The 14,709-nt window shown below is 72.2% G+C and carries 11 protein-coding genes and 3 pseudogenes; 7 read left to right on the top strand and 7 right to left on the bottom strand.

Going from position 1 to position 14,709, the window contains the following annotated elements; all coding sequences use genetic code 11:
* Positions 1-21 precede the first annotated feature (21 nt).
* Positions 22-840, bottom strand: a complete 819-nt coding sequence (locus JNW91_RS23015; RefSeq protein WP_203177535.1) for a hypothetical protein — start codon at positions 838-840, stop codon at positions 22-24.
* A 203-nt stretch (positions 841-1,043) separates the two neighbouring features.
* On the opposite strand from JNW91_RS23015, the gene JNW91_RS23010 reads away from it, so the two are divergent.
* Entirely contained in the window at positions 1,044-1,415 is a 372-nt protein-coding gene (locus JNW91_RS23010; protein WP_238425527.1) for a ribonuclease domain-containing protein, read from the top strand.
* A gap of 67 nt (positions 1,416-1,482) precedes the next feature.
* Positions 1,483-1,848, top strand: a complete 366-nt coding sequence (locus JNW91_RS23005; RefSeq protein ID WP_203177534.1) for a barstar family protein — start codon at positions 1,483-1,485, stop codon at positions 1,846-1,848.
* 175 nt (positions 1,849-2,023) lie between these two features.
* Here JNW91_RS23005 and JNW91_RS23000 read toward each other — a convergent pair whose 3' ends face one another.
* The 6 genes and pseudogenes from JNW91_RS23000 to JNW91_RS22975 all read right to left on the bottom strand — a co-directional run bounded on the left by JNW91_RS23000 (position 2,024) and on the right by JNW91_RS22975 (position 9,762).
* Positions 2,024-2,752: an HD domain-containing protein gene (locus JNW91_RS23000; RefSeq protein ID WP_203177533.1), complete on the bottom strand. Its 729-nt coding sequence runs from the start codon at positions 2,750-2,752 to the stop codon at positions 2,024-2,026.
* A 235-nt stretch (positions 2,753-2,987) separates the two neighbouring features.
* Positions 2,988-4,166, bottom strand: coding sequence for a Gfo/Idh/MocA family protein (locus tag JNW91_RS22995; RefSeq protein WP_203177532.1), 1,179 nt, complete (start codon positions 4,164-4,166; stop codon positions 2,988-2,990).
* Positions 4,167-4,191: 25 nt separating this feature from the next.
* Positions 4,192-5,683, bottom strand: a pseudogene (locus tag JNW91_RS22990) (mannitol dehydrogenase family protein).
* Positions 5,674-6,978, bottom strand: a complete 1,305-nt coding sequence (locus JNW91_RS22985; RefSeq protein ID WP_203177531.1) for an enolase C-terminal domain-like protein — start codon at positions 6,976-6,978, stop codon at positions 5,674-5,676. Before JNW91_RS22985 ends, JNW91_RS22990 begins: the two are co-directional and overlap by 10 nt.
* Positions 6,979-6,980: 2 nt before the next feature.
* Positions 6,981-8,411 (bottom strand): glucuronate isomerase, encoded by a 1,431-nt coding sequence (uxaC, locus tag JNW91_RS22980; protein WP_203177530.1) that lies wholly within the window; start codon positions 8,409-8,411, stop codon positions 6,981-6,983.
* Positions 8,412-8,434: 23 nt separating this feature from the next.
* Positions 8,435-9,762: pseudogene (locus JNW91_RS22975) on the bottom strand (Gfo/Idh/MocA family protein).
* A 238-nt stretch (positions 9,763-10,000) separates the two neighbouring features.
* Here JNW91_RS22975 and JNW91_RS22970 point away from each other — a divergent pair.
* The 5 genes and pseudogenes from JNW91_RS22970 to cutA form a co-directional block, all read left to right on the top strand.
* Positions 10,001-11,130: pseudogene (locus tag JNW91_RS22970) on the top strand (LacI family DNA-binding transcriptional regulator).
* A gap of 19 nt (positions 11,131-11,149) precedes the next feature.
* Positions 11,150-12,496 (top strand): ABC transporter substrate-binding protein, encoded by a 1,347-nt coding sequence (locus JNW91_RS22965; protein ID WP_203177529.1) that lies wholly within the window; start codon positions 11,150-11,152, stop codon positions 12,494-12,496.
* 31 nt (positions 12,497-12,527) lie between these two features.
* Positions 12,528-13,511, top strand: coding sequence for a carbohydrate ABC transporter permease (locus JNW91_RS22960; RefSeq protein ID WP_203177528.1), 984 nt, complete (start codon positions 12,528-12,530; stop codon positions 13,509-13,511).
* Positions 13,511-14,410: a carbohydrate ABC transporter permease gene (locus JNW91_RS22955; RefSeq protein WP_238425523.1), complete on the top strand. Its 900-nt coding sequence runs from the start codon at positions 13,511-13,513 to the stop codon at positions 14,408-14,410. The genes JNW91_RS22960 and JNW91_RS22955 overlap by 1 nt, the downstream gene beginning before the upstream one ends.
* A gap of 190 nt (positions 14,411-14,600) precedes the next feature.
* The coding region (cutA, locus tag JNW91_RS34030) for a divalent cation tolerance protein CutA (protein WP_407664372.1) at positions 14,601-14,709 on the top strand (109 nt) is incomplete at its 3' end.

Here is a 14,709-nt window from a genome sequence, read left to right as displayed (position 1 = left end):
GGGGAGAGGGGGGAGTGGGGGTCAGGGTGGGCTGGGGCGTTGTTGGGGTGGGACGGAATGTGCGTCCACGGGGTTCGGCGGGTGCTCGGCGTGGTTGTGTAGCAGTTCGGCGATCCATCTCGCGGCTTCCCGCTGCGTGCTGAGCAGGTGGTTGCGGGCGTCGGCCACGTCCTGGTCGTCGGCGTCGTCGCAGAGGATGGCCGTCCAGCGTCGGCTCAGCTCCTCGGCGTACCGGGCCTTGCGAAGTTGCTCGTCGAACTGGTATTCCAGCTTCACCATCCGGTCGACGTGCGGCTGGAGCGCCGGCACGATCCGCTGGTCGAGCCGGACGGTGGCGTCGGGTCGGCAGGTGATGACGACCTCGCCCCGCCGGTAGGACCACTCCGGCTCGTCGGCGAGCGTCTGCTGCAACGCCACCTCCAGGTCCCCCGCACGGTGCGGCGGTAGGTCGCGGGCGGCGTCGGCGGCGAGCCGGGTCAGGCGTTGGATCGCGTGGGGCTGGAAGTACTGCACGTACCAGCTCAGCACCTCCGACCGCAGGCTTGCCGGAGACGACCAGGCGAACGTGGCGCGGATGTAGAACAGGTACACGTACCCGCGGGCGGGGACTGCGATCAGCCGGGGCGCGTCGCGCTGTTCGACGAGCGGGCCGGACGGTGACGGGTCGGCCCGGGCACCCACGGGCGCCTCGTCCTGGAGCGCGGCGACCAGCCGGTCCCAGCTTCGCGTCCACCATCGCCAACCGCGGAGACTCACGTCGCGGGCAACGGTCAGCCCGCGGATGCCCCGCTGCCGCCACTGGTCCGGGGGTCTCGGCCTCCCGTCGGGGGCGTCCGTCATGGCACCCCTCCATGGTCACGGATCCGCACGTCACGCTAACAACCGGTGACCGATATGCCCGTCGCCACGCCGCACGGCACGGGCCGACCCGCGCGACACCAGGCCGCCGCCTGGTGATCGTCGCGCCGTCGCAACGGCTGGGCCGGGCCGGGGGAGCGGATCATCCGGGCCGGCGTACCACCACCGTTGCCCTGCTCCTCGCCATGGTCGCCGCCGCGTTGGCCGGCCCGTCCGTGGTGGACCCCCGGTTGACCGACTCCGCCTCGGCGGCGGTCTACAGTTCGTGCACCGTCAGCCGCTGCGCCGACGCCCGTGCCGCCCGCTCGGGGTGGTCCGCCAAGGGCTTCCCGACCAGCCGCGGCTGGTACTCCTGGAGCGGCGGGCTGTCCAACTTCGCCGGCGGCCGGTTCTACAACTACGAGGGACAACTGCCGACCAACGCCACCTACTACGAGTACGACGTCTACCCGCGCACCCAGGGCGCGGCCCGCGACGCGTACCGGATCGTGGTGAACCGCAGCACCGGGGTCACCTGGTTCTCGCCGAACCACTACACCGACTTCTACCGGCTCTGACCGACCGGGTCGCCGGGCCCTCCGACCCGGCCGGCCCCGCGGCTCGACCCGCAGACAGGAGGCGCCGATGGCGCACCAGGACGACGACCGGCTGCCGGGCTGGCTCACCGTCGACCGGCACGGCGACGTCGACGTGCCCGGCGCGGTGGTGCTGGCGGGCGCGGCGACCCGGACCAGGGCGGGGCTGTTCGCCGCGCTCGCCGCCGCGCTGGCCCTGCCGCCGTACCTGGGGGACACCTGGGACGCTCTCTCCGACGTGCTGCGGGACCGGCTGGACGCCGCCCCGCTCACCCTGGTGGTCACCGACGCCGGCCAGTTGCTCGTCGACGAGCCGGCCGATCAGTACGCCCTGCTGCTCGCCGTGCTCGGCGACGTCGCCACCACCGCCCCGTACCCCCTACGCGTCGTCCTGCACGAGGTCGCGACCTCCTGACCGTCGATCGGGCGGCCACCCTGATGAGCGCTATGACTCTGAGGTATGAATATGACTCTGAGGTATGGCGCACTCAGGAGTGACACCCCCCCGCCTGCGCCGTCCACGTAGGGCCGCGGCGCCTGGCTGAACTCGGCGATCCAGGTCTGGGCGATCGGGTGATGGTCCGGCCTGCTCAGGTGGGGAGGGCCGGCTGGTCCAGGATGGCGCTGAACCGCTCCTCGGCCAGGTCGAGCTGGCCGAAGATGTGCCGCTTCACCGCCGGCGACAGCGGGGTGTCCGGCCGGCCGACCAGATCGCGGAACAGCGGCACCAGCGGGCGGTACTTGCGGGCCGAGGAGACGACCTTCGGCCCGATCGTGTGGATGACCCCCACGCCGTTGTCGGTGAAGTCCGACACCTTGATCACCCGCGCCCACGGCTCCCGTTCCAGACTGACCGCCAGGTGCTCCCGGTACTGGGTGTTCCGGTCGCGCCGCGGGTCGTACACCGGGTTGGTGACGGCGGCGACGAGCGTGGCCACCCGCGGCCCGAACCGCGCGGTGAGCGTGGCCAGCGCGGCCGCGGTCTGGTCGGTCCCGGCGTCGCCGTCGGCCAACTCGGCCGGGTGGTCCTCGACCGAGTCGTGCAGCAGACCGGCGACGATCACGTCCACGTCGCGCACCTGGTAGTGGTGCATCAACCGGATGGCCACCCGCAGCAGGTGGTTGAGGTACGGCTCGCGGACCCGCCGGTCGTCGCGGTGCAGGTCGGCGGCGAGGTCCAGAGCGGCGGTCAGCCGCGTGCGGGCGTCGGCGTCGAACTGTTGGATCTCCAACCGGAAGCGCTCCAGCAGCCCCGGCTCACCGTGGATCTCGGTGATCGCGTGCATCGGCATGCTGCCCAGGTGCGGCGGGAAGTCCATGCGTCACTTATAGCCGATCTTCACCACATCGATGAGCCCGAACGTCGCGGACCCGACGACGAGATTCCCTGGCGGACCCAGGTGCCCCGCTCGGTGAGCGCGGTGCCACCCCAGTCGTAGAGCAGGTCGGCCGGGGTCGACCGCCGCGTCCAGGGTGAAGAAGGAGGGCGGCCATCGTGGCGCCCGCGAGGATTCTGCGCATCGATCTCCCCAAACGTTGGTGGTGGTCCGGCCCCTATCCGGTCAGCTCGGCGCGGTACGCGGGCACCGCCCACGGCACGGCCAACTCGCTCGGCAGCGCCGCCCGCTCGGCTGACCGGCGCAGCACGTCGACCACGCCCCGCAGGTGGCGGACCCGCTCCTCGCCGTCGCCCACACCGACGACCAGATCGCCGTCGAGCAGCCGTGGCTCCGGCGCGGCCCGCAGCGCGTCCAGCAGCGCGGTGAACGGCGCGGTACGGGCCAGCGGCGCGATGAGCGGCACCCCGAGCGGGTCGGCCCGGTGCGCGAGCAGGTTCTCCAGCAACCCCTGTCGACCGGGGACGCGCCGGGTCACCACGTCCCCGGGCAGCCGCAGCCGGTCGGTCGGATACTCCAGCACCGCACGCCCGGCCGAGCCGGTCACGATCACCTCACCGGCCACGAACTCCTCGGCCGCCAGGGTCACCGCGGCCAGCACCGGCGGACCGGCACGGAACCGGATCCGCAGCACGGCGGTGTCCTCCACCTCGATCGGCCGGACCCGGTAGCGCTCCACCTCGATCGCGACCGGCCAGGGCGGCGCCCCGCCGAGCGACCCGGCGACGGCGAGGCACTGCATCACGGCGTGCGCGAGCGGGTTGGCCAGCGCGCCGTCCAGCACCGGCCGTCCGTTCAGCGTCCGTTGACCGGCCCACGCGGAACGGGCGTAGTAGGCGTCCGGGCGCTGCCAGGCGGCCACGGTGGCGATGCCGGTGACGGTGCCGAGACGGCCGGCGGCCAGCGCGTCGGTCAACGCGGTCAGCGCCGCCGAACCGAGCGCCTGGAATCCGACCTGGGCCACCCGGCCGGCGGTGCTCAACGCCCAGGTCAGCTCCTCGTGCTCGGCCAGCGACAGCACCGGAGGCTTCTCCAGCAGCAGGTCGGCGCCGGCGGTGAGGGCGTCGCGGGCGATCGGCAGGTGCGTGTGCGGCGGGGTGCAGACGACCACCACCTGCGGTCGGGTGGCGGCGAGCATCGCCCGGTGGTCGGTGAACACCTGCACCCCGGGCGGCAGCGGCGCGACCGGATCGTCCTGCACCGGCTCGACGTCGACTAGCGCGACCAGGCGCAACCGGCCGTCGGCGTGCAACGGCGCGATCACCCGGCGGTGCCACCGGCCGTGCCCGTTCGCCCCGATCACCGCCACCCGCGTCGGCGGCACCGCCCCGTTCACCGGGCACCGACCGGCGCGAAGCCGTTCACCGCACACCGGCCAGGGTGGCCTCGACGCCGTGGCGTTCGAGCGCGGTCAGCCAGGCGGTCACCTCGGCGCGTACCTCGTCGTCGCGGCCACCTCGGCCGGGATGACGTCGCGCAGCGCGAAGACGGCGTCCACCGCGCCGGCCGGACTCTGCGCGCCGGCGTCCAGCGCGGCCCGGATCGGCGCGGCCAGTGGGTCCTGCAACGGCAGCGGCCGGCCGTCGTCGGCGTACCCCAGCGCGAAGCGCAACCAGGCAGCGACGACCAGCGCGCCCCAGCGCGCGGACCGGCCGGCGGCGCGCAGGTCGGCGATGGTGTGCAGGATCCGCTGCGGCAGCTTCTGCGAGCCGTCCATCGCCACCTGGAGGGTGCGGTGCCGGATCGCCGGGTTGCCGAACCGGGCCAGGGCCTGCTCGCCGTAGTCGACCACCCGCACCCCGTCGGGCGGCGTGAAACTGGCCGCCACGTCCTCGGCGATCAGCCGGCGCAGCACGTCGGTCAGGTGCGGGATCTCCAGGGCGTCGGCGATCGTCTCCCGGCCGGCCAGCGCCCCCAGGTACGCGACGGCCGAGTGCACGCCGTTGAGGGTGCGCAGCTTCAACCGCTCCCACGGGCCCGCGTCGCCGGTCAGCACCGCCCCGGCGTGCTCCCAACCCGGCCGCCCGCCCGGGAAGTCGTCCTCGATCACCCACTGCGCGTACGGCTCGGCGGCCACCGCCGCCAGGTCGGTCACCCCGAGCGCCCACCGGGCCGCGTCGATCGTGTCGGGCGTGCTGGCCGGCACGATCCGGTCGACCATGGTGCCCGGGCAGGTGACGTTGCCGGCGACCCAGTCGACGAGCCCGGTGGGCACCCCGGCGGCGCGGACGACCGCCTGGTCGACCAGGCCACGCAGCCGTCGACCGTTGGCGGGCAGGTTGTCGCAGCTCACCAGGGCGACCGGGCCGGCGTCCGCGGCGGCACGGGCGGCCAGCCCGCGCAGCAGCAGCCCCGGCACGGTCGTCGGCGGACGGCCGCCGGCCAGGTCCGCGGCGAGCGCCGAATCCGGGCACAGCTGGCCGTCACCGGGTCGAGCTGGTACGCCTTCTCGGTGACGGTCAGCGTCACCACCCGCACCGCCGGGTCGGCGAGCAGCGCCACCACCGCCTCCGGGTCGCTGGCCGCGTGCCGTACGCCGCTCAGCGCGCCCACCACCCGCGTGGTGCTGCCGGCCGCCGAGAGGGTGCTGACGCTGAACAGGTTGTCCTGCGCGGCGAGCGCCTCCACCAGCGCGGTGCTGCGCGGCGCGACGGCCACGATGCCCCAGTCGCCGCCGGCCGCGCCGACCGCCGCCTCGGTGTAGACGGCCTGGTGCGCGCGGTGGAAGGCGCCCAACCCCAGGTGTACGACGCCGGCCGGCACGGTGCCCGGCCGGACGAGTGGACGGGCCTCGACGGGTAGCTGGCGCAGCACACCCAGGCCGAGCCGGGAGGCGCCGACGGTCACCGCCACGCCGGGCCGTCCGGGAAACGGAACTCGGCCACCGACGCGGGTCGCATGGTGGCGCTGTAGCCGGGACGCTCGGGCAGCAGGTAGCGGCCGCCCCGCGTGCGAACCGGATCGACGAAGTGCTCGTGCAGGTGGTCGACGTACTCGATCATCCGCCCGTCCAGGCTCGTGCCCACCCGCAGGTAGTCGAAGATCGCCAGATGCTGGACGTACTCGCAGAGGCCCACGCCGCCGGCGTGCGGGCAGACCGGCACGCCGAACTTCGCCGCCAGCAGCAGCTCGGCCAGAACCTCGTTGACGCCACCGACCCGGCACGCGTCGATCTGCATCACGCCGATCGCCTCGGCCTGGAGCAGCTGCTTGAAGATCACCCGGTTGGCGGCGACCTCGCCGGTGGCCACCCGGCACCGGCCGCCGGTCAGCTCGGTGACCGCGCGGGCGATCCGGGCGTGACCGAGGATGTCGTCGGCGTGCGTCGGCTCCTCGATCCAGTACGGGTCCACCTCGGCCAGCGCCGTCATGGCGGTGATCGCCTCGTCGACGTCCCACACCTGGTTGGCGTCCATCATCAGCAGCGCGTCCGGGCCGATCTCGGACCGGATGATCCGCGCCCGGCGCAGGTCGTCGGCGAGCGGGCCGCCGACCTTCATCTTCATCGCCCGCCAGCCGTCGTCGTACGCCTGCCGGGTCAGCGCCCGCACCTTGTCGTCGGGGTAGCCGAGCCAGCCGACCGACGTGGTGTACGAGGGAAAGCCGTCGCGTTCGAGTGCGGCCAGTCGGTCGGTCAGCCCGTCGCGTCCCTTGTCGAGGATGGCGGTGGCCTCGTCCGGGGTGAGCGCGTCGCTGATGTGCCGGAAGTCGACGTTGGCAACGAGCTCGTCAGTGGGCAGCTCGGCGAGGAACCGCCACATGGGTTTGCCGGCCAGGGTGGCCCGCAGGTCCCACACCGCGTTGACCAGCGCGCCGGTCGCCATGTGGATGACGCCCTTCTCCGGCCCCAGCCAACGCAACTGCACGTCGGCGCTGAGCGAGCGCCAGAACGCCACCGGCTCGGCCGCGATCTCCTCGATCGTGCGACCGCGCACGTGGTGGGCCAGCGCGTGCACCGCCGCGCAGGTGATCTCGTTGCCCCGGCCGTTGGTGAAGGTGAACCCCGCGCCGATCGGCCCGGCGTCGGTGCCCAGCTCCACGTACGTCGCCGAGTAGTCACCCCGGTTGATCGCGTCGGAGCCGTCGCCCCGGGCGGCCGTCGGGAACCGCACGTCGTGCACCTCGACGGAGGTGATGGTCACCGTCACCGTTACTCGCCCTTCCCGAAGTTGAAGACCCGCTTGGGCAGCCGGTACGCCAGGTCGACGATGGTCTCGGCCGCCTCGTCCATCGGCAGCCGGTCCTCGGCGACCAGCCGTGCCAGGAAGCCGGCGTCCACCCGGCGGGCCACGTCGTGACGTACCGGGATGGAGCAGAACGCCCGGGTGTCGTCGACGAAACCGGTGGTGTTGTAGAAGCCGGCGCTCTCGGTGACCGCCTCCCGGAACCGGCGCAGCACCTCGGGGGAGTCCAGGAACCACCAGGGCGCGCCGAGCAGCAGCGCGGCGTACCCGCCGGCCAGTGGTGCCAGCTCGCGGGTGAAGGTGTCCTCGTCGAGGGTGTACAGCACCACCCGCAGCCGGGGGTCGTTGCCGTGCCGTTCCAGCAGCGGCGCGAGCGCGTGCACGTACTCGGTGGCCTGCGGGACGTCGCCGCCGACGTCCCGTCCGTGCCGGGCGTGCAACCACCGGTTGTGGTTGCGCACCGCGCCGGGGTGCAGCTGCATGACCAGGCCGTCGTCGAGCGACATCCGGGCGAACTCCACGAGCATGTGCGCCCGGAACGCCTCCGCGTCGGCGGCGTCGGCCTCGCCGCGCCGGCCCCGGTCGTAGAGCCGCTCGGCCTCGGCCGGGGTCAGGTCCAGGGTGCGCGCGGTCGGGTGGCCGTGATCGGAGGAGGTCGCCCCGGCGGCGATGAACGCGGCGCGCCGGACCCGCAACGCCGCCAGATAGCCGGTGTACGTGCCGGTGTCCTCGCCGGCCAGCGCGCCGAGTCGGTCCACGTTGGTCGCCCAGCCCTCGAACTCCATGTCCACCACGTCGTCGGGGCGGAACGTGGTGACCACCCGGCCGCCCGGCCCGCCCCACCCGTCGGCGGCGAGCTTGGCGTGCTGCCCGAGGTCGTCCAGGGGTGACTCGGTGGTGGCCAGCACCTCGATGCCGAACCGCTCGAACAGCGCCCGGGGCCGGAAGTCCGGTTCGGCGAGCCGGGCCGCGATCTCGTCGTAGAGGGTGTCGGCGGTGGCCGGGCCGAACGGTGTGTGCACCCCGAACACGGTGCGGAACGTCTGCTCCAGCCAGAGCCGTGACGGGGTGCCCCGGAACAGGTGCCAGTGCGCGGCGAACCGCCGCCAGATGACCCGGCCGTCGGTCTCCACCGGGCTGCCGTCACGGGTGGGCACGCCCAACCGGGCCGGGGGTACGCCCTGACTGAGCAGCATCCTCGTGAGGTAGTGGTCGGGCACGATGAGCAGCTGCGCCGGGTCGGGGAAGGGCCGGTCCTCGGCGAGCAGGGCCGGGTCGACGTGCCCGTGCGGCGAGATGATCGGTTGCTCCGCCGCGAGGGCGTACAACTCGCGGGCCAGCGCCCGCTGGCCGGGCTCGGATGGCAGGAGCAGATCGCTGTGGTCGGACGTCGGCACTTGGCTGGGCTCCTCGTCGGTGGTCAGTGGAGGGTGAGCAGGTCGGCGACCCGGACCGGTTGGCCGGTCTCGAAGGACCGGTTGGCGGCCAGACCGGTGAGCAGGGCCAACGCGCCGTCGTCGGCGGTCGCGGCGCGGTCCAGCGGGTCGGACTGGCCGCCGAAGAGCACCCCGGTCATCCGGGCGTCCGCGCCGCCGTGGCCGTGCCGGGTGCGGCCCTCGACGGGAATCTGTCGGGGCGGTTCCCAGAAGGGGCGCAGGGTGAGGCTCGCGCCGCCGCCCTCGGCCGGCGCCTCGGCGCCGTGCAGGGCGCGCCCTTGACCGCGCCGGCGGTGCCCCGGTCGACGAAGTCGTTCTCGGTCACCTCCAGCTCCAGCCGACCGCGGCTGCCGTTGACCATCACCCGGTAACCCTCCCAGGGGGCGTACGCGGTGAGGTGGTAGGTCATCGTGGCGCCGGTGGAGTAGCGGGCGAGCACCGCCATGTCGTCCTCGATGCTCACTCCGGGGCCGAAGACGTTGCGGTCGCGCTGGTAGCCGTCCTCGGCCTCGGCGTCGAGGTACAGCTCGCGCAGTCGGGGGTGCGCGTCGAGTCGCAGCGCGAACGGGTCGTCCACGGCGGCGGGGGAGCCGTGCGCCCGCTCGTAGTCGCGGGCGTAGCCGTGCCGGCGGCCGCCGTCGCCGTAGAAGAAGAGCCGGCCGGCCGCGTACACCTCGACCGGTGTGGCGGCCAGCCACCAGTTGACCAGGTCGAAGTGGTGGCTGGCCTTGTGCACCATGAGCCCGCCGGAGGTGGCCTTGTCCCGGTGCCAGCGGCGGAAGTAGTCGGCGCCGTGGCGCACGTCGAGCAGCCACTCGAAGTGCACCGAGCCGATCTCGCCGACCGCCCCCTCGGCGAGCAGCCGACGGACCTGTTCGTGCAGGGGGTTGTAGCGGTAGTTGAAGGCGACCGTCACCCGGCCGCCGGTTTCGGTCACCGCGTCGAGGATGCGCCGGCAGCGGGGCGCGTCCACGGTCATCGGCTTCTCGGTGACGACGTCCCGGCCGGACCGCAGCGCGGCCACCACGTACTCGTCGTGGGTGACGTCCACGCTGGTGACCAGGACGACGTCGACCCGCTCCTTGTCCAGCACGCCCGTGAAGTCACCGGCCGGGTACGTGGGCACCGGGCGGTGGCCCAGCTCGGTCAGCCAGCGGTTGTGCGCGTCCATCCGGGCCTGGTTGACGTCGGCGAAGGCGACCAGCTCGGTGGTGTCGGGGTGGTCGAGGACCAGGGCCCGGACGAACATCTCGGCCCGCGCGCCGGTGCCCACGACGGCGTACCGGGTCCGCCCGCCGGCTCTCGATGACATTCGGTGGCCTCCCCGGTGATCCTGCAAAGGTTTGCAGTGAAGTAATCACGGTCGATCCGATCGCGTCAACGTGGACGGCGCAATCGGCGGCAAATGTCCCTCTTTGCGGACTCGTAGATCACCGTTGGGAGCCCTGGCGCACCAGAGCCGTCACCATCCACCGTTGACACTGGAGCAACCGTTTGCATTAATGGGCGACACCCACGTGACCGCCGCCACACCGGACGAAGGGGCCGCCGTGCCAGTCACCATCCGGGACGTCGCCCGGGCGTCCGGCGTGCACATCTCCACCGTCTCCCGCACCTTCTCCGCCCCGCACCTGGTCAACCCGGAGACCCGGGTCCGGGTGCTGGCCTGCGCGGAGGATCTGGGCTACCGCCCGAACCGGGCCGCCCGGGCCCTGATCACCGGCCGTACGCACAACATCGGGCTGATCATCGCCGACATCGCGAACCCGTTCTTCCCACCGCTGATCAAGGCGGCGGAGAGCCAGGCCCGGCACCGCGACTACCACGTCTTCGTGGCCGACACCAACGAGGACCCGACCGCCGAGGAGGAGCTGGTCCACGCCCTCGCCAAACAGGTCGACGGGGTGCTGCTGTGCAGCCCGCGGATGAGCAACAGCCTCATCGAACAGCTCAGCCGCGAGGTGCCGCTGGTGGTGGTGAACCGCCAGGTGACCGGCCTGCCCTGCGTGCTGATGGACGTCGGCCAGGGTGCCCGGGAGGCGATCGAGCACCTGATCGGCCTCGGCCACGATCGCATCGCGTTGCTCGGCGGACCGCGCAGCTCCTGGACCAACCGGGAGATGCGCCGCGCGCCGCCACGGCCGCCCGCGCCGGCGGCGGGGAGCTGACCGTGCTCGGCCCGAACGCGCCCACCGAGACCGGCGGCTCCGCCGTCGCCGAGCAGGTGCGGCGCAGCGGCGTGTCCGCGGTGCTCGCCTACAACGACCTGATGGCGATCGGCCTCATCGCGGGGCTCGACGCGCTCGGGATCCAGGTGCCGCAGGAGGTGAGCGTCGTCGGGGTCGACGACATCGCCCTGAGCCGGCTCACCCGCCCCAGACTGACGACGGTGGCCACGCCCACCGCGGCCGCCGGCCGCACGGCCGTCGACATGCTGCTGCAACAGGACACCGAGTCACCGCGCGGCGCGCGAGGGCTCGGTGCCGGGACGGCGCTCGGCGTCCGTCGTACCACCGCACAGGTCATGCTCCAGACCGACCTGGTCATCCGCGACTCGACCGGCCCGGGCCCGCGGGCCCGACCGGCACGTCCCCCGGCCGCCTCGCTTGGCCCGGACCCGCATTGCCCTGCGGGCCCGGGCATCCCGACCGCGGCCACCGGTGACGCCGTCGCCTCCTAATGCCGAGGAGTGAGCGCACATGCACCCCGCAACGCCCCCCACCACTGACACGCCCGTCGGGCGCCATCACCGTACCCCGCGGCCCAGGCGGCGGCTGCTGCGCGGCCTGCTCGCCGCGACGGTCGCCGCGCCGCTGATGTTCGGTGCCGCCGCGTGCGGAGACGACGGCTCCGCCGCCGACCCGAACGCCCCGGTCAAGCTCTCCATCTTCTGGTGGGGCGGCGACGCACGGGCCAAGCTGACCGAGGACGCGCTGGCCCTCTACACCAAGAAGCACCCGAACGTGACCTTCGAGACGACCTGGCAGGCCAACCAGGGCTACTTCGACAAGCTGGCGACGCTCACCGCCGGCGGCAACCCGCCGGACCTGTTCCAGATCGACGACAACTACCTGGCCGAGTACGCGGCCCGCAGCACCACGCTCGACCTGACCTCCTACCAGGAGTCCGGCAAGCTGGACACCTCCAAGTTCCCCGAGAGCCTCTGGCAGTACGGCGTGGTCGACGGCAAGCTCGCCGGCCTGGCCGCCGGGGAGAACACCCAGGGTTTGGTCTACAACAAGACGCTGCTGACCAAACACAACCTGCCCGAGCCGACCACCGGGATGAGCTGGGAGGCGCACATCGCCTGGGCCGAGGAGGTGTCCAGGAAGACCGGGGTGCCCGGCACGCAGGACCCGAGCGCCGACTACAAGGCGTTCTGGGTGTGGCTGCGCCAGCAGGGCAAGGACCTCTACGAGGGCAGGGAACTGGGCTTCACCGCCGAGGACGTGACCAGGTGGTTCGACCTGTGGAAGGGCGCCCGCGACCGCAGGGCCACCCCGACCGCCGACGTCATCCACGAGGGCAACTCCAGCGACGTCACCAAGCAGTTGGTGGTCACCGGCAAGTCGGCGACCTCCTGGGTCTGGGCCAACCAGATGCCGGACCTGAAGAAGAACACCAAGGACGAGCTGGGCGTGGTCGCCTACCCCGGTGACCCGAGCGCGCAGTGGGCCCGGGCCTCGATGTACTGGTCGGTGTTCAAGGGCAGCAGGAACAGGGACATCGCGGTCGACGTGATCAACTTCCTGAACAACGACCAGGAGGCGGTCAAGCTGCTCGGCACCGACCGTGGCCTGCCGTCCAACCTGGACCTGCGTCGGGTGGTCAGCGACGACACCACCGACCCGGCCATGAAGCAGTCCATCGCCGTCGAGGCGGAGCTGACCCAGAAGTTCGGCGAGTCCCCGCAGGTGCCGATCAAGGGGCACAGCAAGGTCAAGTCCGAGCTGATCAAGGCCGCGGAGAACGCCCAGTACGGCCGGGCCACCACCGCCGCTGCCGCCGCCCAGTTCGTCGAGGCGTGCAAGTCCGCCATCGCCTGACCGCCGCACCAGGCGAGGAGAGGAGCTGCTCGTGGCGTTGACCACGGCGCCCGACCCGACCCGACGCGGCCCCGGGTCGAACCGGGCCCACGCCTCCCGGCGTGGGCCCGGACACCTGCGGCACAGCGAAGGTCTGGCGGGGTACGTCTTCCTGTCGCCGTGGCTCATCGGCCTGATGGGTGTCACGGCGATCCCCATGCTGCTGTCGCTCTACCTGAGCTTCACCAACTACGACATCCTCACCCCCTTCTCCGAGGCGCGGTGGGTGGGGCTGGCCAACTACGAGCGGATGTTCACCGCCGACCCGTCGTACTGGCACGCGGTGCGGGTCACCCTGACCTTCGCGCTGATCGCCGTACCGCTGAAGCTTGTCGCGGCGCTCGGCGTGGCGCTACTGCTCAACCGTGCCTGGCGCGGGATCGGGCTGTTCCGCGGTCTGTTCTACCTGCCGTCGCTGCTCGGCGGCAGCGTCGCGTTGGCCATCGTCTGGGTCAACATGTTCAACCGCGACGGCGCGTTCAACTCGCTGCTGAGCCTGGTGGGCATCCAGGGCGAGCCCTGGGTCAACGACCCGGACTGGGCCCTGGAGACGCTGATGGTGCTCGCCGTCTGGCAGTTCGGCGCACCGATGGTGATCTTCCTGGCCGGTCTCAAACAGGTGCCCACCGAGCTGTACGAGGCCGCCTCGGTCGACGGAGCCGGCCGGTTCCGCCAGTTCCGCAACGTCACCCTGCCGATGCTCTCCCCGGTGATCTTCTTCAACCTGGTGCTGGAGACGATCAACGGATTCCAGGGCTTCACCGCCGCGTTCGTCCTCAGCAACGGCACCGGCGGCCCGGTCGACTCCACGCTCATGTACACGCTGAACCTCTACATCACCGGCTTCACCGACCTCGAAATGGGCTACGCGTCGGCCATGGCCTGGGTGTTCCTGCTCGCCATCGCGGTGCTCACCGCGATCTTCTTCAGCACCGGGCGGTTCTGGGTGCACTACTCCGACGGTGAGGACCGGTGATGGTGGCGGTGACCCCGACGGCCGGCGTACCGACCGGACCGACGCCGACCGCGCGCCGGCGCCCCGGCGGGCGGCCGCTGCTGCGACTGCTGATCCTGGCGGCGATCGTCGCCGTGGTGCTCTATCCGCTGATCTGGATGGTGGGCACCTCGCTGAAGTCCCAGGAGGAGATCGTCAACAACGTCGGGCTGCTGCCGCGGCGGTTCACTCCGGGCAACTACACCGCCGGGTGGTCCAACTTCGACGTCAGCTTCGGCCGGTTCTTCCTCAACAGCGCGATGGTCAGCCTGCTCACCGTCGTCGGCAACGGACTGTCCTGCCTGCTGGCCGCGTACGCCTTCGCCCGGCTGCGGTTCCGACTGCGCGGCGTGTGGTTCGCCGTCATGATCGGCACGCTGCTGCTGCCCCAACACGTGCTGATCGTGCCGCAGTACATCCTGTTCCGGACGCTCGGACTGGTCGGCGGCGAGTGGCCGTACCTGCCGCTGCTCATCCCGCAGTTCCTGGCCACCGAGGCGTTCTTCGTCTTCCTCATGGTGCAGTTCATGCGGGGTGTCCCGCGCGAGCTGGACGAGGCGGCCCGGACCGACGGCGCCGGCCCGTTCGGCATCTTCCGGCACATCATCCTGCCGCTGAGCCGCCCCGCGCTGGTCACCACCGCGATCTTCTCGTTCATCTGGACCTGGAACGACTTCTTCCGCCAGTTGGTCTTCCTGTCCCAACTGGAGGACTACACCGTCCCGGTCGCGCTGACTTTGTTCATCGACTCCACGAGCCAGAGCGCGGTCGGCCCGATGTTCGCCATGTCGGTGCTGTCGCTGCTGCCGGTCTTCCTGTTCTTCGTCGCATTCCAACGGATGCTCGTCGAAGGGATCAACACCAGTGGCATCAAGGGCTGAACCGGCGGACACCGGCGGGTGCCGGGACTGGCGTGACGTCGCCCGCGACGCCGCCGACCTCGCGCTGCTCGGCATCCTCCTGACCCTCGCCGCGGCGCCGCTGCTCACCGCCGCCGCGGCGGCGGGTACGGCCAGCGCGGCCGTGCACGACTGGACGCGGACCGGCGGTTGGCCGTCGGCGCGGACCACCCTGCGCCGGTTCGGCCGCTCGGTGCTGCCCGGCGTCGCCGGGCGGCTCGCCGCCTGCGCCCAGGTCGGCGGTCAGGTGGACAGCACCTACTGGTGGCGGTCCGGTGTGG

The sequence above is a fragment of the Micromonospora parastrephiae genome (genome assembly GCF_016802865.1).
GTDB lineage: Bacteria > Actinomycetota > Actinomycetes > Mycobacteriales > Micromonosporaceae > Micromonospora > Micromonospora parastrephiae.
The sequence above is the reverse complement of the archived record's forward strand: the minus strand, read 5'-3'. Positions and strand labels throughout refer to the sequence as shown.